Here is a 20,482-nt window from a genome sequence, read left to right on the forward strand (position 1 = left end):
GAGGGAGGGAATCATCAGTAGGCGTAGCACAAAAGCAGACCCATTTTTTTCCGATAAGCTTCAACAAATCAAACTTCGGCCAGCAACAACTGGGCAATCATGAAGTAAACGCCGATGCCAATCAGGTCATTGGCAGTAGTTATGAACGGCCCCGACGCTACTGCCGGATTGATACCGGTTTTGTTGAGTAACAACGGAGTAACCGTTCCCATAAACGAGGCCAGCATGACAACGGCCAGCAGGGAGGTAGCCACGACGAAAAACAAACGCGGCTCGCCAATGATAAACGTGTAGGCACCAGCAATTAGACCTACCACCAGGCCGTTTATGATGGCGACCATCAGCGTTCGCAAGAGTCGTTTGGCCATCGTCATGCTCAGGCCCGACGTATCGGTAAGGCTTTGCAAAATAAGCGATGAGGTCTGAATGCCGACATTCCCCCCCGTTGATCCAATGATAGGAATAAAGGCCGCCAGCGTCGCCACTTTCCCCAACTCACTCTGAAACCCATTAATGACCGTTGCGGCCATTAAACTTCCGACAGCCCCCGCTACCAGCCACGGCAGTTGTACCTTCGAGCGTTTCCAGATACTGTCATCCTCCTCTGCCTCCCCCGACAAACCCGAAATAACCTGAATATCCTCTTCGGCCTGCTCGGTGATAACGTCCACTACGTCGTCGATGGTGATACGACCCAATAGTCGTTGCTGAACGTTCACGACCGGGATAGCGTCGAGGTCATATTTCTGCATCACTTCGGCCACTTCATCAACAGGCCGGTATGTTTCCACAAAAACAATATCATCGTCGTAGATATCAGCAATCTTAGCGTTCTTCCGGGCCAGCACAATCTTCTTCAGGGATACCAGTCCCAGCAGTTTACCCGCGTCGTCTACAACGTAAATGGCGTATACATTCTCAACGTCTTCGGCTTGCTGACGGATTTCTTCGATGCAGGCATTCACTGTCAGGTTGACGTTGATTTTTATCAACTCTTTCTGCATCAGGCTCCCTGCTACCCCATCCTCATAATGCAACAGATCCAGAATAAAACGGGCCTGTTCGCGGTCTTCGAGGAGGCCAATCACTTCCTCCCGCATTTGAATAGGTTGCTCATTCAGCAAATCCACGGCATCATCCGAGTCCATCTGGTTGATGAGCGGGGCAATTTCAACGGAGGTAAACAGTTTGAGCAGATTCGTGCGCTCCGTAGGGTCGATGTTAGCCAGAATTTCGGCCCCGACGGAGTCATCCAGCAAACTCAGCAAGTAATGCGCCGACTCAGCTTTCAATTCGTCCAGAATACCCGAAATATCGGCCGGGTACAGCTCCTCCATCTCCGCCCGTAGCAGCGTTTCGTCGCCTGCCTCAATGGCTTCCTGAATGCGATCAAGGTATTCTTTGGTGAGTTCGAAAGTCACGTTTTAATGAGTGAAATAGTGAAATAGTGCAAGAGCGAAAGAATGGATAGCACTCTTTCACTCTTGCACTATTTCACTCATTAACAAAGTCAGTTCTACAAATTCGGCCACGCTTAGCTGCTCGGCGCGTTTTTCCATAAAACGGCTGGCAAGAGCCGATTCGGGGGGATTCAATGGTTTGAGGGAGTTCCTTAATGTTTTCCGTCGCTGACCGAAGCCGTGCTTCACAACCTGCGTAAACTTCCGCTCATCACAACCAAGGTCCATAACGTCATTTCGCCGGAGGGTAAGCACGCCCGAATGCACTTTTGGCGGGGGATTGAACACGTCCGGCTCTACGGTAAATTCATACTTTATATCGTACCAGGCCTGCAACAGTACACTCAGAATCCCATAGTCTTTATTACCCGGCCCCGATGCGATACGCTGTGCCACTTCCCGCTGAAACATCCCCACCACCTCAGGAACACGGTTACGCATGTCCAGTACCTTAAAGAGAATTTGCGTCGAGATATTGTACGGGAAGTTGCCAATTACGGCGAACGATTCCGTACTGTCGGGTTGTTTGGATGGCAGATAGTCCGGGCGGATATTCAGAATGTCGGCCGACAGGATGTGTCCTTCCAGCGCCGGAAAATGCTCCTTCAGGTACTCTACCGATTCACGGTCAATTTCAATAACGTACGTCTCGAAGGATGGTTGTGCCGCATCAGGAGCAGTCAATAAAAACTGCGTCAGTACGCCCATACCCGGCCCAATTTCGAGGACTTTCCGGTAGCCTCCGTGGCCCGTCAGGAGTCCGGCAATGCGTTGGGCAATGGTAAGGTCAATCAGGAAGTGCTGACCAAGTTCTTTTTTGGGCTTTACGAGCATGATAGCGGTGGGTTATGGTCGCATCGGCGAGCCAGTACAAAGGTACGGGGCTACGCGTGAATAATCAGCTATCTTCCGGAACGGGTAGACTTCTACAATGAGGGAGAAGATTATCACGCTTACAAGCCTGTTGGCTAATACGAATCTGTATGAAAATACGGCCGGATTAGCCAACAGAATTGAGTCGGGCGGTAGAATTTATGTTTGTTGCACTCCACCGGGCTTATACTCTATAACAAACGAAAACTTATGATGGAAAGTGAAGAGAAAACAGACAAAGTCAACAAAAAATACAAAAGTGGCTGATTTCTTTTCAGCTAAATACCCTTATTTACTACAGCGTTTGGGGGGCTGATTCAGCTGGTGGTACTAATGACAAATTATGAGTCGATGATCACCAGCATATTATCCTGTTCGAAGACCCACCCCAGTTGGTAAACGTACAAGTAAGGCTTAGAAACGAGTAACAAAAAACAGCAAAACAAGGGTAAAACAACAGAAAACAGAAAAGCCCTAAAACACAAAAGCCACTGAATATCAGTGACTTTGTTGCTTCTTTACTTTCCCTTCTTAGAGGAATTTGTACCAGGAGCGGGAGTCGAACCCGCACGGGCTTGTGGCCCACAGGATTTTCTTACCAACTACAACTTTCGCTGCTTACTGCCGAATGCAGTAATTTGTGGTCTGGACTTTCTCTTCACCATTCACCCCAAACATGTGATTAGGTGCCGCCTGTTAAGTCTCTACACCTTCCGAGAGTTTCCCCAGGGCTTGGCTCGGGATTGCCAGTCAGCTGTTAACTGATAAGGTTTCCCCGAATTTAAGCGGTTCTACATCGACCGTTTCCAGTCGCGCACTCAACTTTTTAAGTCCGGCGTGTCTACCAATTCCACCATCCCGGCATTCATGACCGTCGAAGCAGTCGTTTACGAAAAAAGCACCTGACTCGGTGCCTTTTTCGTGGAGCGAAAGACGGGGTTCGAACCCGCGACCTCGACCTTGGCAAGGTCGCGCTCTACCAGCTGAGCTACTTTCGCGTTACAAGTTCGCCATCCTTTCGGCGAATTGTGGATGCAAATTTAGGTCATTTTCGTGGCTTGTCAAGTCCTGACCTAAAAAAAAGTGAGGAAGTTTTCTCCATCGACCTCCCGAAAACTGATTCTGAACCAGTTAGACACGAATCAAAATAAGGGTTCCTTCACCTCAGTATCGAATACACCAGTCAGCACCTGCCCTTTTCGTTGCACCTGTACCCAAATGCGGTAATGCCCGGCACGGGGAAACGCATACGGAAACTCAACCATATTGTTGATTTTCATGACGTGGTTCATGCCCGTCATGCTGGCGGCCAGCAGCGCATTCTTTTCGGCTTCGGGCAGGGCTCTCAATTTGGCAACGTACGTATCGATACTATCGCTGAAACGGGCCGCATTAGGATATCGGAATGTACGGGACGTATCGGCAATGCGCCCCGAAAGGGACGTTTCTGCCGCCATCGAGTACGTACCAATGGGATGCAGGTGAATATACACCGAGCCGTCAGATCGCAGAACAGCCGCGTGCCCGGGCATGCCCAGGTATGGTTCCAGCGCGGCTGCCTTCCCCTGCGCATCCGCTACGGCAAATTTCAGATTGTATAGCTTGCCCACTTCCAGCGTCTGTCCCGGCGAGTCCACGCCGGGTTTATCCATCCAGAGCATCGTCGAACCATCCGGCAACGTCATACTCGCTCCTGGTTTTCCGCAAACGACCATGTCATTATCTAAATGCGGCACACTGGCGGTACCGGCTGTCCCGCCCGGCGTGGATACGCCCATAGGTACAGTAACCAGCCAGCTATCATCACGATCCGTCGGTCTTGACCGGGCGACTGCTTCGGCACTAACTTTTAGTGAAGGCAGTTCGAGCGTATCCGTCAGGGTTTCGGTAAAGCCACTTCGATAGACGATATCGGAAAAAAGCAGGTACCTACCGCCGGGCAATGGCGGCAACATTGCCTCGAAATGCAGGGTATCACGCCGGACGGGGTGTAGGTGAGCGAAGGCATCCAGACCCGGCATGCTAACCAGAAAAGCGTGCATTAGTTTACCGTGGTCGGGAAGGATGAAACTATATAACCGGCGTAATTGCTCCTTTTTGCCAAAGCCCGTCGTATCGAATTGAATAGTGAGTTGCCGCTGACCATCAACGACCTTCACCGACGTAGTAATAGGCGCTGGTCGATACAACTGGACTTCACGATAGTCCGTTGCCGTACTATTCCACCATGACCGCCAGCCGGTCAATATCAGCGTAACAACGGCTAACCCTACGCCCATCCCTACCAATCGCCGACGACGCAATGTTTTGGGTACTCCCTGACCGGGAGCTACAACACCATCGGCATTACTGGCACCAATAATGGTAACCAGCATCACCACCAGTAACAGACCCATTGCCGCCAACCCCCAACCGGTTCCGGGCGGCATATCGCGCAGGGCTGTCGCTATCGCAACTACCGGCACAACCACTTGTTGCTTTCCATCGGGACCATCAATCGTCAGTTCAACACTCGATGAACCGGATTCCATCAACCATAAATCTCCCTCATACCGATTTTGGTCAACGGGTGTCAGCACATCATAGGTGGGTGCCCCTTCATCGCCCGACTGGAAATAAATGGGACGTCCACCAATACTACTGGCCCTGCCCTGCTGTACAAACACCGTAACTTTTGCCGTTCCGGGTACTACATCGGGGGGTTGTACGCTGATCAATAACTGGTATTTACCCGCCTGTTTCTGCACCACCACGCCCGAACTGCCAACGTGCGCGGTGGCACATGGTGAAAGGGTGAAAGACAGAAAGAGTAACAGTGCCCATGCCAGCCACTTCTGGTAACTGGATTTTTTATAGTCAACAGTATTTTTCATTACACGATTAATTTTCACCCATTCACTCTTTCTGTCTTTCGCTCTACCGGGCTATCCGCTTCATCCAGTTACCCCAAAACAAACCGATACGAACAGAGATGAAGGCGTATAGGATTGCCCGGCCAAAGCCAGCCGCGAATTGTTCGACCGTTTGTATGCTCCGGGGAGAAAAAGCATAACGGTATTTAAAATCGGGCGGATTGTCGAAGGTCCACGAGTTAGAGAAGAAGAACCAGTTCCGGGCTAACGGCGATGTATGCAGAAATCCGCCAAACGGCCACTGAACGGCCAGCAGGACGACCATAAACGCCACCGCCAGCAAAGCAGCCAGTAGCCAGTCGTTCATTTTTTTTCCATGCCCATCCGTTTTGTCAAACCGGTGGGTTAGCCAGTCGACCGCGAACGCGGGAACAATGAGTAACAGAGGAAAAACAAAGCCCTGGTAGTGAGTAATAGGGTTCAGCACCGGGCCAAGCCGGGGTGTAGCCGGGAACTGCTGTAATAGCCAGCTTGGTGCTGCCAGAAACAGCATGTACAACCCGGCAATTGTGGTAACGGGCCAGCGCAATAACGATGCTCTGCCCACGGCCACCAGATAAAACGGCAGTACAATAGCCGCAGCGATGTAATAAGAATCCCGATGCGAGCGGTACTTCATCATCGATTCTGACGCGAGCGTAAACAGCGTAGTCAGCAGCAGACCCGCCGAAATCGCAAACAGCCACTTTAACCGGTTTAGCCGTCGGGTGTCAGCATCAGCGAACTCTGTTGCCGGTTGATTTCGGTACTGATTCTGGAGGGCTAATACGCCCACTATCGCCCCAAACTGCACGGTCATGATCCCAATGGCCAGAATGGTGTGCGGTGGGGTCAAAATTTCCACATCGAGTCCATACGTGTTATGCCACCAGTCATCGAAAGGGGCCGATGTCAGCATGGTCAGGGCACCCCACACGCAGAACATAGCCCCGAGTGGTCCGTAGAATACGCCCCAGAACGGCACAGCTTCCAGCCGACCGGGATGGTTTTTAGTCAGCGTCAGATTCAGAATCTGGTAGGCCGAGAACAGCCCCGCTACCACAGCACCCACATAGATGACAACATGCGGGGGCGCAAACAAACCGTCGCGGCCAATGCTCATGTGCCACATAATATCCCAGAGCAGGCCCATCACGACACAAAACGACGATAAAACAACGGCGTAAATGTAGGTAGGTATACCTAGCCGCCAGCTACCAGCCTGATTCACAGACCGCTCACGACTTGAACGAGCCGGAGACGAAAGGATTGATTCCATACAATTGAACGAGGTAAGCCAGTAGTTAAAGGATGCATAAAGTTACAGAAACTTGTCACGCTGATGAAAAATAGCGAACTCTTTTTAGGCAGAGGTAACCGGCAGGAAACTTGCGGCTTCTGCTCTTCGAGCCAACGGGACACCACCGAAGCCGTTTATAGCGTTATTTGCATAATCAATCGTTTGATGATATGCGCCTTACCAATTCTCTGATAGTCGGACTGTTACCCGTGAAGCCCCTTGTTTTTCTGGGACTTCTACTGTCTTTCAGTGCCTGCGTTCCTGATTTTTTGCTATCCAACCCCGATTGGGTGGTCATTGAAGCGGGCGAACACGAACCGAACCCCAAGCGCAAGGTAGGCTTTCTCATCAGCCCGGCCGAAGTATCGGCTACGGTTACCTTCGATAGCTCCTGCATCTACACAGTTGACCCGACCGATGCCGACGACTGGAACAAAGTGATTGGTCTGGGATTCGTTGGCTCCAAAGACCAGGACATCACCACCGGCATTCCTCCGCATCAGATTGATGGTGTACGGGTAGGCTGGCGCTGGAATGCCCAGCGCGGCCGCATCGACTTAGGGGCGTACATCTACGTAGAGGGCAAGCGCATCGACTTCAAAGTAGCCGAAGCCGCCATCAACACCCCCACCCGGCTGACCATCAAAATCGATTACGAGCGAAAACTGTATCAGGTGTTGGGCGGCAAAACCGTACCCTTCACGCACAATAAATCATTTGCCTATAACACCGGCCTCTACTTCGGCGGTAATCAGGTAGCCCCCCACCAGATTCGGGTGAAGATTGTGGATTAATCAACGTCTCCGTCCATGACCATTTCTCCCTTCGACTTACTGATATTGCTTGGCTCGTTGCAGGGATTTATTCTGGCTACGCTGCTGTGGACAAACGCTAAAGGTCGTCGCTTATCGAACCGATTATTAGCCGTGTTGATTGGCCTGTTGGCCCTGATGAGCCTGGCAGTAGGCGTACCCATAGCGAATGGCTGGGTAAGTCTGGCGTTGGATGTATTGCCATTCTTTATGGTGATGCCGGTTGGCCCGCTTATCTATTTCTACGTACAGTCGGTCAGTAATCCCAATTTTCAATTACGTAAAAAAGAACGATTGCAATTGCTGCCCGTGGTGCTGGATTGGGGCGCACCGCTTATAGTCTGGACATTTTACATTGGCTTCTTTTTGGGATTTTGGCCGCGAGAGGACGGGCCGTCGTGGGGAGAGGTCATGAATGAGTACAATACCTACGCCGATATTCCACGCTGGCTTTCGGTTACGACCTATCTGTTTCTAACGGCCCGATTTCTTGATCGTCAACAGCGTACCGACACCAATTCCATCACCGACGAGCAGCGTGGCACCATGCGCTGGCTCCGGCAGTTTATCCGGGCATTTCTGGTTTTTCAGTGTGTCTGGCTACTTCATTTGGTGCTATCCCTTATTCCTGCATTCCGGAATACGTTACTGGACCGGGTTGGCTGGTACCCCATCTACATCCCTCTGGCCGGACTGATTTACTGGCTGGGCTTTAAAGGGTATCTGCATTCCCGACCATTGGCTTCGGTTTCACCGACGTCAAAACCGACTGGCCCCGAGCTACCCGACGAAACAGTGGCTCAGGTTACCAGTTCGCTGCTCAATGCGATGACGAACGACCGTCTTTTTTTGGACCCCGAACTGACCGTCGAAAAGGTAGGGCAGAACACCGGGCTGACTCCAAAAATCATCTCCGCCGTGCTGAATCAACATCTGCGCAAAAACTTCAATAGCTTCATTAACGAATACCGCGTGGAGGAAATCAAACAAAGGCTTACCACTCCGGCTTACGAACACCTTACCCTCACCGGCATTGCGTTCGAATGCGGGTTCAATTCACAAGCTACCTTCCAGCGTGCGTTTAAGCAGCAGACGGGAATGTCGCCGGGTGAGTTTGCTTCCCGACAAAAAAAGACCGCTCAAATCAGGATTTGAGTAGCGACCAGCGTTCGTTTAGGCTTCTTTTGAGCCAAAAACGACGCACGATGAAATTACTTACCTGTCTCCTTCTCCTGTGTTCTTTGGGTAGCTATGCCCATGCCCAGACCGACTCGCTGCTGACCAGCGTGCTGCAGCCAGCCGATATGCAGGCCGACTTCCGGTATCTACGTCGAATGCTGGAAGAAACCCACCCCGGCTTGTATCGGTATACACCCAAGGCACGAATGCAGGCTAAATTAGACAGCATCGACCAAAGTCTGAATCAGCCCCTGCCGTTCTACGCATTCTTCAAAACAGTATCCGCACTCCTGGCCGACATACGCTGTGCCCACACGCATACATTTCCCTGCAAAGACTGGCGCAGCCAATTCGATAGAACACTTAAAACGATACCATTTTTCGTGTTTCCAACGCAGGAACGTGCCTACGTCCTCTTCAACGGCACCACCGACCAGACCATTAAACCGGGCTACGAACTACTGGGCATCAATGGGCAGTCGATGGCCTCCATCCGGCAACAGCTTTACCGCTACCACTGGGACGATGGCTACAATGAATCATCGAAAATTCAGGCGATGCGGGGGCAGTTGTTCGCCCTGTTTTACTACTGGTATATCGGACAACCCGATACCTACCACATCACGTTCAGGACGATATCCGGCGACACAGTGCAGATTAATGCCCCCGCGAAACCATTCGACACATCGGCGAAGGTGATGAAAAAGAGTCCCGTGAACAAACAGATGGTGACATGGTACTACAACAGCAAAAAACAGAAACATCCCTGGCGGCTATACTTTCCCGACACCGTTGCCCACACTGCTTACCTCCGGCTTGATGAGTTTGGTGGCGAAGGAGCTAAAAACGGTGCACAGGCCATTCAGCGATTCCAGAAATTCATGAACAAAACCATGACGCAACTGAAAAAGAAACAAATCCAGAGCTTAGTTGTCGATGTTCGGGGAAATACCGGGGGCTGGGATAGTCAGGGCATCGAACTGTTTACGTACCTGATGAAAACGGACTCAGCCGTCCCCTACTACACCCGGCAGCACAGCGTGGCGGACAGCAGCGAGTTCCTGCAATTCTCTGACCTTTCAGAAGCCGACCGGGCCAATGTAAAGAACGAACTGATTCCCGAACCCGACGGTACCTTCACGCTCAAACAAGGCAGTGATAGCCGAGAACCCAAACGCTACACCCCGAAACCCAATCGCTTCCGAGGGCAGGTCTATATCCTGATGAATGGCGAAAGTGCATCGACGGCTTCGGAGTTTCTGGCAGTAGCCCACGCGAACAAGATAGGGACATGTGTTGGGGCCGAATCGGGCGGGGCCTATGAAGGGGGTAACGGCGGCAGCTTTATCAATCTCACACTACCCAAAACGGGCATAGAGGTCACCACGCCCTTGGTTTATTATGACAACGCTGTTCCTGAACCGAAGCAGAAAGGACACGGCACATTGCCTGACTACTACGTACCCATCACGATTTACGATATTTTACACCGTACCGACAGTCAGTGGAAATTTGTGCAGAAACTGATTTGGGAGCGAAAAAGTGAATAACCTTCCGACTCCCTGCGTGGTTGTGTTACTCCAATAGACCTCATAACCAAATGGCCCGTTACACTTCCCTCCACGACTGGAACGTATCACCTGCCGAAGCCGTCGCCCTGCAACAGCAGTTGCGTTCGCAGATTCAGATACAGCCAATGGCTACATCACCCAAAACCATTGCCGGCTGCGATATCTCCTTCAACAAATTTGAAGAAACGGTGTACGCTGGTATTGTGGTCCTGGATCTGGAAACGCTGGAAACCATTGAAGAAGCAGGCGTTATCAGTACGGCCACGTTCCCGTACGTGCCGGGATTACTCTCCTTCCGCGAAATTCCGTCACTCCTCGAAGCATGGGCAAAGCTTAAGACTGAGCCGGACGTAGTGATGTTTGACGGACACGGCATTGCCCACCCACGCCGAATTGGTATTGCCTCCCACGCTGGGCTGTTTCTCGGTGTGCCGACCTTTGGCTGTGGTAAATCGGTGCTGGTCGGTAAGTACGAGGAACCGGCCCCCGAACGCGGAGCGTGGTCGCCCATGAAGCATTACGGCGAGGTGATTGGCGCGGCTCTGCGAACAAAGAATAAAGTAAACCCAGTCTACATATCGCCCGGCCATTTAATTGATTTAGACACAGCGATTGCCCTCACGCTACAATGTGACGGTGGCCGCCGTGGATACGGCTATCGACTTCCTGAACCCACGCGCCGGGCGCATAACCTGGTGAACGCCCTCAGGCGGGGTGAGCAGTCAAATACGGACTAAATTCCAGCCTATTCTATCCCCCATTAAACTGATTTTTCCGGGATTATTCTGTACCTTCATCGGGACCTGATCCATCGACAGGCGGTACCTCATGAACTACGATTTTATTATTGTTGGCGCAGGCTCGGCGGGCTGTGTGCTGGCCAATCGGCTATCTACCGACCCGACCGTTTCGGTACTCCTGCTCGAAGCAGGCGGCCCTGACACCAAACTGGAGATTCACATTCCGGCGGCCTATTCCAAACTGAACGGAACGGCTGTCGACTGGGGTTTCTGGACCGAACCGCAGGAAGCACTGAACGGTCGCCGTATGTATCTGCCGCGTGGAAAAACCCTCGGCGGCAGCAGTAGCACCAACGCGATGGCTTACGTACGCGGCAACCGGGAAGACTACGATGACTGGGCGCGGCTGGGAAACACGGGCTGGCGCTTCGAGGATGTTTTGCCCTACTTCATCCGCTCCGAGCACAACGAGCAGGCCGACCAGCTCGACGCAGGCTATCACGGCACCGGCGGACCACTCAACGTAACCTACGCCCAACAGTTTCTGACGCCCCTGGCACCCGCTTTTCTGGCCGCCTGTGGCGAAGTGGGCATCCCCCGTTCCCGCGATTATAATGGAGCCAGTCAGGAAGGAGCAGGCCTGTTTCAGTTTACCATCAAAGACGGGAAACGACACAGTGCGGCTACTGCTTTTCTAAAACCCGCCCTGACCCGACCGAACCTGACCGTTATTACCCACGCCCTGACCAAACGAGTGCTGTTAAAAAACGGCCGGGCCTTTGGCGTAGAATTTGTAACCGGCAAAAACACGACCCAAACGGCCACCGCTACGCGCGAAGTGATCCTCTCGGCGGGGTCGTTTCAGTCACCCCAATTGCTGATGTTGTCGGGGATTGGGCCGAAAGACGAACTGACCCGACAGGGTATCGAGGTGAAGCACGAACTGGCGGGCGTGGGCCAAAACCTACAGGATCATCTGTTTACGGGCGTTAGTGCCCTTTGTTCACAGCGTGGTACAACGACCAACTACCACCTCGCCCCTCTGCAACAGGTAATGGGACTGGCGAAGTATTTCACGAGTAAGAAAGGACCGTTTACAAGTAGTCCGCTCGAAGCCAACGCCTTCCTGAACCTGCTCGACCCTACGGGGCGGGTTGATCTGCAATTCCATTTTGCTCCCGTTCACATGGGAGACGATTACCAGACCGACCTGTACGATCTGGCAACCTACCCACACACGGACGGGTACACGCTCCTGCCTACACTGCTACGTCCCGAAAGCCGGGGCTACGTAGGTCTCAGGTCGGGCAGTGTGGCGGATGCACCCGTGATTCAGCCTAATTTTCTAACAACGGATAAAGACCGCCAAACCCTTATTCAGGGTCTGCGCCGGGCCATTGATGTGATGGAAGCGGATGCCTTTGGACCATACCGTAAGCGCATACAAACACCCGCCGACCGGTTATCAGACGATGGATTATGGTCGCATATTCTGAAACAACTCGAAACGGTCTACCACCCGGCAGGGACCTGCAAAATGGGTACGGACGAACTGGCCGTCGTTGATTCAGACTTGCGGGTACAGGGTGTGGAGGGACTGCGCGTGGTCGATGCGTCGATTATGCCAACGGTTGTTTCGGGCAATACGAATGCAGCCTGCATCATGATTGGCGAAAAAGGGGCAGATTTAATACTGGGTAAAAAAATAAGCCGGGTCGAAAACAGCGTTCGCTCCGGCGTTTGAACTCGTGACTTGTTGATATGCCCTACTTCTTCGCTTTCGGATGGGCCTGATCGTAAGTCTTTTTGAGTTGTTCCAGGCTGGTGTGTGTGTAAATCTGCGTGGCAGCCAGGCTGCTGTGTCCCAGCAAATCCTTGATGGCATTCAGGTCGGCACCCCGGTTGAGCAGATGCGTGGCGAAGGAGTGCCGGAGTACGTGCGGGCTTTTCTTTTCCAGCGTGGTCACCAGACTAAGATGTCGTTTGACGATGCGCTGAATTAGAACGGGATAGGCCGCTATGCCCTTGTCACTAACAATCAATACCGCCTGGTCAGCTTGCCCGTTAAATTCCTGTTCTTTCAGCGTCATGTACTGCTGAATCAGGTCAAAAAGGGGCTGTGTGAGCGGAATAATGCGGTGTTTATTACGCTTACCCAGCACCGTAATGGCCTTGTTGTACAGGTTCACATCGACGGTTTTCAGCCCAATGAGTTCACTTAACCGGATGCCGGTGCCATAGAGAAGTTCAAGTACCAGTTTATCCCGCAGTCCCTCAAACGTATCAGGAAATTCGGTATCGCTGAGCAGCATCTCCATGGGTTTTTCCTCTACGTACTGCGGCAGTTTTTTACTAGCCTTCAGCGCCTGAATTTTAACCGTCGGGTCGGAGTCAATAATCTTACGGCGTAGCAAAAAGCCATAAAACGCCCGTAAGGTGGCAATTTTCCGGTTCACCGACGATTTATCCATGTCACCCTCCACCAGACTTACAATCCACGACCGCAGATGCCGGAAATCAGCCAGTTCGGGTTGACTGACGGCGCATTCGGCATTCAGAAATGCAAAGAACTGCTCCAAATCACTGGCGTAGGCCGTGAGTGTATGCTGGCTCAGGCGTTTTTCGTACCGGATATACTGGAGGAAGTCGGCACCACCCGGCGGCCCGGCGGGATTCGTCTGATTCATTTGACGGGGATGATTATGGCTATTACCAAAGCTACTCACGGTAATCGTACTTATCACTAAAAATTAAGGGTTAGACCAATAAAAAAGCAGCAAACATTTCTGTCTGCTGCTCCTGTAACTCGATGAGCGATGTACAATCAATGACTGCGCATTCAGTGATTTATACCCGACTCATACACCGGCAATTCCTATTGCTCGGTGTGGTTGCCGTACATTCTCTCCTTGTAGGCAGCCTTGATAACTTCCGTGCGACGCTTTACCGACGGTTTCTGGAAAGCCGTCCGCGACCGCAACTGCCGCAACACGCCCGTTTTCTCGAACTTCTTCTTGAAGCGTTTCAGGGCCTTGTCAATCGACTCGTTGTCTTTTACGTTAATGATAAGCATTGTGTAAATTTTGTGTTTTAGCTAAAAACCGGACGGCAAAGGTAATAGATTTGCGGGTATGAAACAAGCAATCATTGACTTAGGTACGAATACATTTCACCTCCTTATTTCCGAAACCAACGGCCTCAGCCACACCGTCCTGGTTCGCGAAAGTCGGGCTGCCAAAATTGGGCAGGCGGGTATCAACAAAGGCGTTATCACGGAGGAGGGAATCGGCCGGGCGTTAACTGTTCTGACGTATTTCAGGCACATACTCGACCAGCACGGCGTCTTGCCGGAGCAGGTTATTGCCATTGGCACCAGCGCCATTCGGGTAGCCCGAAATCAGGCCGAATTCATCGACCGGATTCGGGCCGAAACCGGCATCAATATTCGAGTCATTTCGGGCGACCAGGAAGCCGAGTACATCTACCAGGGAATTCGGGCGGCTGGTGCGCTGGATGAAAAAACGGCCCTGGTGATGGATATTGGCGGAGGCAGTGTCGAATTTATACTGGGCAATAAATCCCGGATTTTCTGGAAACAGAGTTTTGAGATTGGTGGTCAGCGGCTTCTCGAACGATTCATGTCCACTGACCCCATCAGTGCTGGCAGCGTTCGTCGATTGCACGATTACTTTCAGGAGCAACTGCTGCCGCTGGCCAACGCTATTCACCAGTACCATCCCGATGTTCTGGTTGGCTCTTCCGGTTCGTTCGATACGCTGGTCGATATGTGGTGCATGCACGAACAGGGACACCTGCCCGACCCGAATCAGGCAACGTTCATGTTGCCCGTGGGCGAATTTTACCGGGCTTATTCGCTGCTCATTGCCAGTAACCGGGCCGAACGGATGCAGATTCCCGGCATGATTGACCTGCGCGTCGACATGATTGTGGTGGCCGTCTGCCTGATTGATTACGTATTGAAAACGTACACCATCTCCAATATCCGAACCTCCACCTATTCGCTAAAAGAGGGTGTTCTGGCCTCTCTCAGCGAATGATGCCTGTGAACCGGCAAACGTAGTCTAACCCGATAGACAGCCATAATCATGACCTATTTCACATACTCTAACTTCCGGGGAATAGTGTAAATTTCCGTCTGTCGACCGTCGATATAGCGGAAGGTCTGACCATCGAAGAAGCCGTCTTCCTCCAGCATGATGCGTACTATTTTTTTCCACTCAGGAATTTCGACGGCGGCATTGAGTTCGATGGAGTAAGCGGTGTTGGCCAGCAACGGGTAATCGCCGGAGCCGGGAACACCTTTCTGCTGGTCCCACATCCCGATTGTAGGCCCGGCGGCATGCCCGTGCACACCAATTGGGTGCGTGTAGATGGTGCCGTTAATACCCTCCTTCTTCGACTGGTCCAGTGCCGCCAGTAGCATCTGATTGCCCGTTTTACCCGCCTTGAACTGTTCGGTCAGAATCTCCTGCAATCGATTCCCCTGTTTGAACGCCATTTTAAGCGCTTCGGGCACGTCCGTTTCGCCGGGGCGCAGGACATACGCATGTTGCTGCTGGTCGGTGTTGAGCCGGAGGTACGTGATGCCGAAATCGACGTGTAGTAAGTCGCCGGGCATAATCACCTGTTTATCCGGGCGTTTGGCGAACGTACGCAGGTGATTAAAGTCCTCCTGGTCGGCACGCTGCACATCCACAGTGGGGTGAAACCAGGTGTCCAGACCCAGATTGGTGATGCGCTGCCGAAACCACCAGACCACATCATCCGTGGTGGTCACGCCTGGCTGGATAACTTGTTCCGAGAACCCTTCCTGAATGATCTGGTGCGAGAGCCGGCAGATGAGCGGATAAATCGTCATCTCTTTTTGGGTACGGGTTTCGAGCCAGCCAACGGCTAGTTTCTCCGCCGAGACAATGCGTTTCTGGTACTCGGCGGGTAGCTTTTGCAGAAACTCTTCGTGCTCCGTAAAGGCCAGTCCGTCGGCGTGGGCGTAGTTGGTGGAAAAGTTAAGGCCTATTTTTTTCGGCTTGCGGTCTTCGATAATCTTCGTCAGCGCTTCCCACTGATTGGGCCGCACATCGATGTCCCACGCGCCTTTTAGCAGGTTTCCCACATCGTAACGGGCAATGGCGAGTTTTTCCAGCGCATCGGCTCCTTCTTTTCCCGTATCATAAAACACCATAATCGTCCGTCGTCGGGCCGAGAGCCAGGTGCTGGGGAGCATGGTTTTCAGGACGGGGTCTTCATTGTACTCGCGGGATATAATCACCCACATATCAATTCCTTCCCGGCGCATCAACTGGGGTAGGAAATTAGCAAACCGGTCTTCCAGCATCTCGTCAACGATCCGCGCCCGTTCGCGCTCGGGCAGTATGGTAACGGGGCTACTGACCTGGGCAACGGCAGGTAACGTACTGAGTAAAAATAAAAGCGGGTAAATGAGTTGGCGCATAGATGTCAGGCTGTGTAGTTTGGAGCAAGATACGCAACCAACCTAAAAGACCCGCACGGTGCGTACGGGTCTTTTGCAACAAAGACCCGTTAAATACTAGACCTCTGGTTACCCTGCGATATGCCCCATGTACGACATCGCCACAATTATTATTCTGACCAACAGCAACCTTTCCATGAGTTTGGGCATCCTCTGTATATTCTGTTGACTCGCTCCCACGCTAACCAGTTGAAATCGACCGTTCGTGGATGAAAGCGGGCAACATCTTCGTTTACCTGTTACATTCGTACTATCGACAATAGGTTCTTTTCGCATGAGGTATTTACTGCTGACGTTTGGCTGTTTTCTATACGCATTAACCACCGTTGCCCAAACGGGCCTGCGGGGCACCGTGAAAAACGCGAAGGGAGAAACCCTGCCGTTTGCCGCTGTCGTTGTTAAAGGAACCACAGCAGCAACCCGGCCTACGGGTACTATTACCAACGCGGAGGGTAAGTATGAAATCGCGCTGGCACCGGGTAACTACGCCATTACTTTCCAGTTCCTGGGCTTCCAGACCATTCAGAAATCTGCCGAAATCAGTAATGGATTTACCACGATGGATGCTACGATGGAGGAACAGGCCTACCGGCTGGCTGAGGTGCAGACCAAAGCGGGCAATGAAGACCCGGCCTACACCATCATGCGCCGGGCCATTGCCAAAAGCCGCTTCCACAAATTACAGGTGCAGCGATTTACGGCAAGGGTATACACGAAATCGTCGTTTACAGTAATCGACCTGCCCAATCTGGCCGAAGCCATGTTTCGGAAACAACTGAAAGAAGCGGAGAAAGAAGCCAATTTTAAAGTGGGTGTGCCACTGCTGAACGAAACCGTAGCCGAAGTAACGTTTAGTCAGCCCAACACCTATCGGCAGCGCATAATTGCCAACCGTAATTCGCAGGGTGATTTCCTGAGCCCGAGTAGCTTTTTCAACGCCAGTTTTTACGATCCAACCATTGCGGGCGCAGTGTCGCCCCTGTCACCTAAGGCTTTCGGGTATTATAAATTTGAGTACAAAGGCACGTTTCGGGAAAACGGCCCGGATGGGAAACCGGTTGAAATCAGCAAGATTCAGGTCATCCCGCGTCAGTACGGCGAAGGCGTTTTTCGGGGTACTATCTTCATCATCGAAAACACCTGGGCTATCTACAGCCTGCAACTCGAAACCATCAATAACCTGGGTATTTCCTTCACCGTTCGGCACATGTGCAGCCCCATTCAGGGCGTGTGGATGCCCACGAATCAGCGTTACACGGGAAGCGGCTCCTACCTGGGCGTAAAAGCGTCCGGCTACTACATCCGTAATCTGACCTTCAGCGAATTTGTCATCAATCCGGCTTTCGTAGAGGATATTCAGGTGGCCGACGAGAAAAAATACGCCCCCACGCAAACGCTCTCCAAAAGTGATATCAAGGGAAGTGACATGGAAGAGCTGGTAAAAAAACAAAAGGAGTTCTCGACCAAAAACCTGCGGCAGATGGTGAAAGAGTACGAGAAACAGGAGAAACTGGCCCGTAAAAACAAAAAAGAAGACGTCAACGTCGTGCGCGACGATTCGATGGTGGTCGATACGCTGGCCCGCAAACGCTCCAATGTTTTCTGGGATTCGCTGCGCTCGGTACCGCTCACGACCGCCGAGATAAAAAGTTACCGTAAAGCCGATAGTTTGGGACTGGTGCGCGAAGTAAAGGCCCCGGGGTCTAAAACAGATACGTTGAAACGGGACAGTACGGCGAAGAAAAAATCACCGAACAAATTTTCGGCGGGTCAGTTGCTGGGTGGGCATACGTGGCGGCTCAACAAACAAAATTCACTGATTTACACCAGCCCCTTATCCCGAATCGAGTACAACACGGTAGAGGGCTATACGCTTGAAGGTGCGCTGAATCTGCGGTATCGGCCCAAAGTCGATTCGGTGAGTCGGTTTACGCAAATATCGCTGAGTGAATGGAACATCGGTGGTACGGCGCGGTATCAGTTTGGTCGAAAACAACTAGTCGGATTTGGCGAGGGGAGTTACCAGCATAAGACGACCAAGATTGGACTGTCGGGCGGACGTTACCTCTACCAGTTTAACCCCGACAACCCGATCAGCCCGTTTCTGAATACGCTGACGACGCTATTATTCGAGCAGAATTTCGCCAAAATCTACCAGAAAGATTTCCTGAAACTGGCGGTGAACGCGTCGCCATTTCAGAACCGCATTACGCTGGTGGGTAGTCTGGAATACGCGCAACGGACTGAACTGGATAACTACCGGGAAGACCTCAAACCCTGGATTAACTGGAAAAACCGCACCTTCTCATCTAACCGCCCCGACAATGCGGAAGTTGTTAGTACCGCTTTCCCAACGCATAACGCTTTGGTTCTAAACCTGCTGGCTTCGGTTCGGCTGGGGTCTACCCAGTACACCATCCGTAATGGCCGAAAAATTACGCGGCAGGATAACAACGCCCCGGTGCTGACGCTCAACTACCGCAAAGGGATAAACACGTCGTTTGCGGATGGCGTCGATTATGATTTTGTGCAGGCTGCCGTGGGTCATTCGTTCGAGACGGGCATTCGAAGCCGGCTAAGTTATCAGTTAACAGCCGGTACATTCCTGAATGACCGGAAAGTATACTTCCCTGATTTCAAGCATTTCTACGGCAACTATTTCTTCCTGCAACAGGGTGATGTGGTATCGAGTTTTCGACTCCTGCCCTATTACCAGTACAGCACGGCAAAGCGTTTTGCCGAAGCACACGTGCTGGCCGAATTCCGTAAATTTCTCCTGACGCAGATAACCCTGGCCCGGCTGGTTGGTATGAAGGAAAACCTGTTCGTTCATTATCTCGCCACACCAGCCTCTAAAAACTACACGGAAGTCGGATATGGCCTGGATGGCCTGATTCCGCAGGTATTACCTTTCTTTCGGGTGGAGATTATTTCCCAGTGGCAGGATGCCAAATACCAGGGCTTAGGTTTCCGGCTGGGCACCACGCTGAAATTTGGTCGATAGGTATGTAACCTGAACGTCTGCGCTACAAGATACCTGTATGAACAGGGGTACCCAATTCCTAACATAAGCATAAACTTCGTTTAATCAACACGTCACGAATGAACGCTTACTTTGCGCAAACCAATGCCAATGTACGCATGAATCGTCGGGACGTTGTTAGACGAATGAGTACGGGCCTTGCGGCTCTTTCGGTACCGGGTCTGACAGTTGCTCAGCCAACCACACCAGCGCTCCGACAGCGGGCACTGCGAATTGCTCACCTCACCGATGTACATATGCAGCCGATTATCGGGGCTGCCAAAGGATTTGAGCGATGCCTGCATCACGCCCAGAATCTACCCGACAAACCGGACCTTATCATCAATGGGGGCGATGCCGTAATGGAAGCCCATGGGCGCGGTAAAGACAGCGTAGCACGGCAGTGGCGGCTTTATCAGGATGTCCTTAAAAGCGAAAACGCGTTACCGTTGCTCAATTGTGTTGGTAACCACGACATCTGGTGTCGGCAGGAAACAAAGGCTTGTTTTGAGGCTGGCAAACAGTGGGCGATGGATGAATTCCAGATGACCAAACGCTACTACAGCCACGACCAGAACGGCTGGCACATTGTGGTATTGGACAGCGTACAGCCAAAAATCGACGGGAGCTGGTACACGGCTCACCTCGATGATGAACAGTTCCATTGGCTCGAAAACGACCTGAAACAAACCCCCGCCGAAACGCCCGTCTTTATCGTTTCTCACGTACCCATTCTGGCGGCCTGCGTCTTCTTCGACGGGCAGCGATTCGCCGGTGAAAACTGGAACGTACCGGCCCGGTGGATGCACAGCGATACCGTTCGCATCACCGATTTATTTCATCATCACCCCAACGTAAAGGCCGCCATCAGCGGCCATATTCATTTATTGGACCGGGTGGATTACAACGGCGTTTCGTATTTCTGCAACGGGGCCGTTAGCGGTGCCTGGTGGTTTGGCAAGTACCACCATACCGGTGCCGGTTATGCCGTCGTGGATTTATTCAACGATGGCACAGTAGAAAACCGGTACGTGACTTACTCATAACAGGGCGGGTTCGGCTGGTATAGACCTCCAAGACAGACAGTCAACCACCTGGGCTGTAGCTACTCGCAACTAAAAG

General features: G+C 52.1%; 15 protein-coding genes and 1 tRNA gene. 8 read left to right on the forward strand and 8 right to left on the reverse strand.

Annotated features, from left to right (window positions below; all coding sequences use genetic code 11):
- Positions 1-68 precede the first annotated feature (68 nt).
- From mgtE to B157_RS0132750, 5 genes are all read right to left on the reverse strand, one after another.
- Entirely contained in the window at positions 69-1,421 is a 1,353-nt protein-coding gene (mgtE, locus tag B157_RS0132730) for a magnesium transporter (RefSeq protein ID WP_020607516.1), read from the reverse strand.
- A gap of 57 nt (positions 1,422-1,478) precedes the next feature.
- Positions 1,479-2,294, reverse strand: a complete 816-nt coding sequence (rsmA, locus tag B157_RS0132735) for a 16S rRNA (adenine(1518)-N(6)/adenine(1519)-N(6))-dimethyltransferase RsmA (protein WP_020607517.1) — start codon at positions 2,292-2,294, stop codon at positions 1,479-1,481.
- A gap of 961 nt (positions 2,295-3,255) precedes the next feature.
- Positions 3,256-3,331: transfer RNA gene (locus B157_RS0132740), tRNA-Gly, on the reverse strand.
- A 144-nt stretch (positions 3,332-3,475) separates the two neighbouring features.
- Positions 3,476-5,206, reverse strand: a complete 1,731-nt coding sequence (locus B157_RS0132745; RefSeq protein WP_020607518.1) for a hypothetical protein — start codon at positions 5,204-5,206, stop codon at positions 3,476-3,478.
- 43 nt (positions 5,207-5,249) lie between these two features.
- The gene (locus tag B157_RS0132750) at positions 5,250-6,503 is read right to left on the reverse strand and encodes a hypothetical protein (RefSeq protein WP_425423220.1); all 1,254 of its coding nucleotides are present in this window, start codon (positions 6,501-6,503) and stop codon (positions 5,250-5,252) included.
- 191 nt (positions 6,504-6,694) lie between these two features.
- Between B157_RS0132750 and B157_RS0132755 the strand changes: the two genes are divergently transcribed.
- From B157_RS0132755 to B157_RS0132775, 5 genes are all read left to right on the forward strand, one after another.
- Positions 6,695-7,318: a hypothetical protein gene (locus tag B157_RS0132755; protein WP_020607520.1), complete on the forward strand. Its 624-nt coding sequence runs from the start codon at positions 6,695-6,697 to the stop codon at positions 7,316-7,318.
- A 15-nt stretch (positions 7,319-7,333) separates the two neighbouring features.
- On the forward strand, positions 7,334-8,491 hold the full coding sequence (locus B157_RS0132760; RefSeq protein WP_020607521.1) for a helix-turn-helix domain-containing protein: 1,158 nt from the start codon (positions 7,334-7,336) through the stop codon (positions 8,489-8,491).
- A gap of 50 nt (positions 8,492-8,541) precedes the next feature.
- On the forward strand, positions 8,542-10,065 hold the full coding sequence (locus B157_RS0132765) for a S41 family peptidase (protein ID WP_020607522.1): 1,524 nt from the start codon (positions 8,542-8,544) through the stop codon (positions 10,063-10,065).
- A 50-nt stretch (positions 10,066-10,115) separates the two neighbouring features.
- A complete protein-coding gene (gene nfi / locus B157_RS0132770) occupies positions 10,116-10,823 on the forward strand; it encodes a deoxyribonuclease V (RefSeq protein ID WP_020607523.1) in 708 nt (235 codons plus the stop codon).
- A gap of 91 nt (positions 10,824-10,914) precedes the next feature.
- Positions 10,915-12,570 (forward strand): GMC family oxidoreductase, encoded by a 1,656-nt coding sequence (locus tag B157_RS0132775; protein ID WP_020607524.1) that lies wholly within the window; start codon positions 10,915-10,917, stop codon positions 12,568-12,570.
- Positions 12,571-12,592: 22 nt separating this feature from the next.
- Here the strand turns inward: B157_RS0132775 and B157_RS0132780 are convergent, their stop codons facing one another.
- Together B157_RS0132780 and rpsU are read right to left on the reverse strand one after the other, a co-directional pair.
- Complete coding sequence (locus B157_RS0132780; protein WP_020607525.1) at positions 12,593-13,513, reverse strand: tyrosine-type recombinase/integrase; 921 nt, start codon at positions 13,511-13,513, stop codon at positions 12,593-12,595.
- Positions 13,514-13,701: 188 nt separating this feature from the next.
- Positions 13,702-13,899: a 30S ribosomal protein S21 gene (gene rpsU, locus B157_RS0132785; RefSeq protein ID WP_018622005.1), complete on the reverse strand. Its 198-nt coding sequence runs from the start codon at positions 13,897-13,899 to the stop codon at positions 13,702-13,704.
- Positions 13,900-13,957: 58 nt separating this feature from the next.
- Here rpsU and B157_RS0132790 point away from each other — a divergent pair, with 58 nt between their 5' ends.
- Entirely contained in the window at positions 13,958-14,884 is a 927-nt protein-coding gene (locus B157_RS0132790) for a Ppx/GppA phosphatase family protein (RefSeq protein ID WP_020607526.1), read from the forward strand.
- 53 nt (positions 14,885-14,937) lie between these two features.
- On the opposite strand, the gene B157_RS0132795 is transcribed toward B157_RS0132790, so the two are convergent.
- Complete coding sequence (locus B157_RS0132795; protein ID WP_020607527.1) at positions 14,938-16,299, reverse strand: M24 family metallopeptidase; 1,362 nt, start codon at positions 16,297-16,299, stop codon at positions 14,938-14,940.
- A gap of 313 nt (positions 16,300-16,612) precedes the next feature.
- On the opposite strand from B157_RS0132795, the gene B157_RS0132805 reads away from it, so the two are divergent.
- Positions 16,613-19,342, forward strand: coding sequence for a DUF5686 and carboxypeptidase regulatory-like domain-containing protein (locus B157_RS0132805; RefSeq protein WP_020607529.1), 2,730 nt, complete (start codon positions 16,613-16,615; stop codon positions 19,340-19,342).
- Positions 19,343-19,440: 98 nt separating this feature from the next.
- The gene (locus tag B157_RS0132810; protein ID WP_020607530.1) at positions 19,441-20,406 is read left to right on the forward strand and encodes a metallophosphoesterase family protein; all 966 of its coding nucleotides are present in this window, start codon (positions 19,441-19,443) and stop codon (positions 20,404-20,406) included.
- Positions 20,407-20,482 lie beyond the last annotated feature (76 nt).

Origin of the sequence: Spirosoma spitsbergense DSM 19989, from assembly GCF_000374085.1 — a bacterium.
In the GTDB taxonomy this organism is placed as follows: Bacteria; Bacteroidota; Bacteroidia; order Cytophagales; family Spirosomataceae; genus Spirosoma; species Spirosoma spitsbergense.

Coding starts and splice junctions, on each gene's coding strand:
- rsmA (WP_020607517.1), bottom strand. CDS start 2,294: ATGCTCGTAAAGCCCAAAAAAGAACTTGGTCAGCACTTCCTGATTGAC.
- B157_RS0132745 (WP_020607518.1), bottom strand. CDS start 5,206: ATGAAAAATACTGTTGACTATAAAAAATCCAGTTACCAGAAGTGGCTG.
- B157_RS0132750 (WP_425423220.1), bottom strand. CDS start 6,503: ATGGAATCAATCCTTTCGTCTCCGGCTCGTTCAAGTCGTGAGCGGTCT.
- B157_RS0132755 (WP_020607520.1), top strand. CDS start 6,695: ATGCGCCTTACCAATTCTCTGATAGTCGGACTGTTACCCGTGAAGCCC.
- B157_RS0132760 (WP_020607521.1), top strand. CDS start 7,334: ATGACCATTTCTCCCTTCGACTTACTGATATTGCTTGGCTCGTTGCAG.
- B157_RS0132765 (WP_020607522.1), top strand. CDS start 8,542: ATGAAATTACTTACCTGTCTCCTTCTCCTGTGTTCTTTGGGTAGCTAT.
- nfi (WP_020607523.1), top strand. CDS start 10,116: ATGGCCCGTTACACTTCCCTCCACGACTGGAACGTATCACCTGCCGAA.
- B157_RS0132775 (WP_020607524.1), top strand. CDS start 10,915: ATGAACTACGATTTTATTATTGTTGGCGCAGGCTCGGCGGGCTGTGTG.
- B157_RS0132780 (WP_020607525.1), bottom strand. CDS start 13,513: ATGAATCAGACGAATCCCGCCGGGCCGCCGGGTGGTGCCGACTTCCTC.
- rpsU (WP_018622005.1), bottom strand. CDS start 13,899: ATGCTTATCATTAACGTAAAAGACAACGAGTCGATTGACAAGGCCCTG.
- B157_RS0132790 (WP_020607526.1), top strand. CDS start 13,958: ATGAAACAAGCAATCATTGACTTAGGTACGAATACATTTCACCTCCTT.
- B157_RS0132795 (WP_020607527.1), bottom strand. CDS start 16,299: ATGCGCCAACTCATTTACCCGCTTTTATTTTTACTCAGTACGTTACCT.
- B157_RS0132805 (WP_020607529.1), top strand. CDS start 16,613: ATGAGGTATTTACTGCTGACGTTTGGCTGTTTTCTATACGCATTAACC.
- B157_RS0132810 (WP_020607530.1), top strand. CDS start 19,441: ATGAACGCTTACTTTGCGCAAACCAATGCCAATGTACGCATGAATCGT.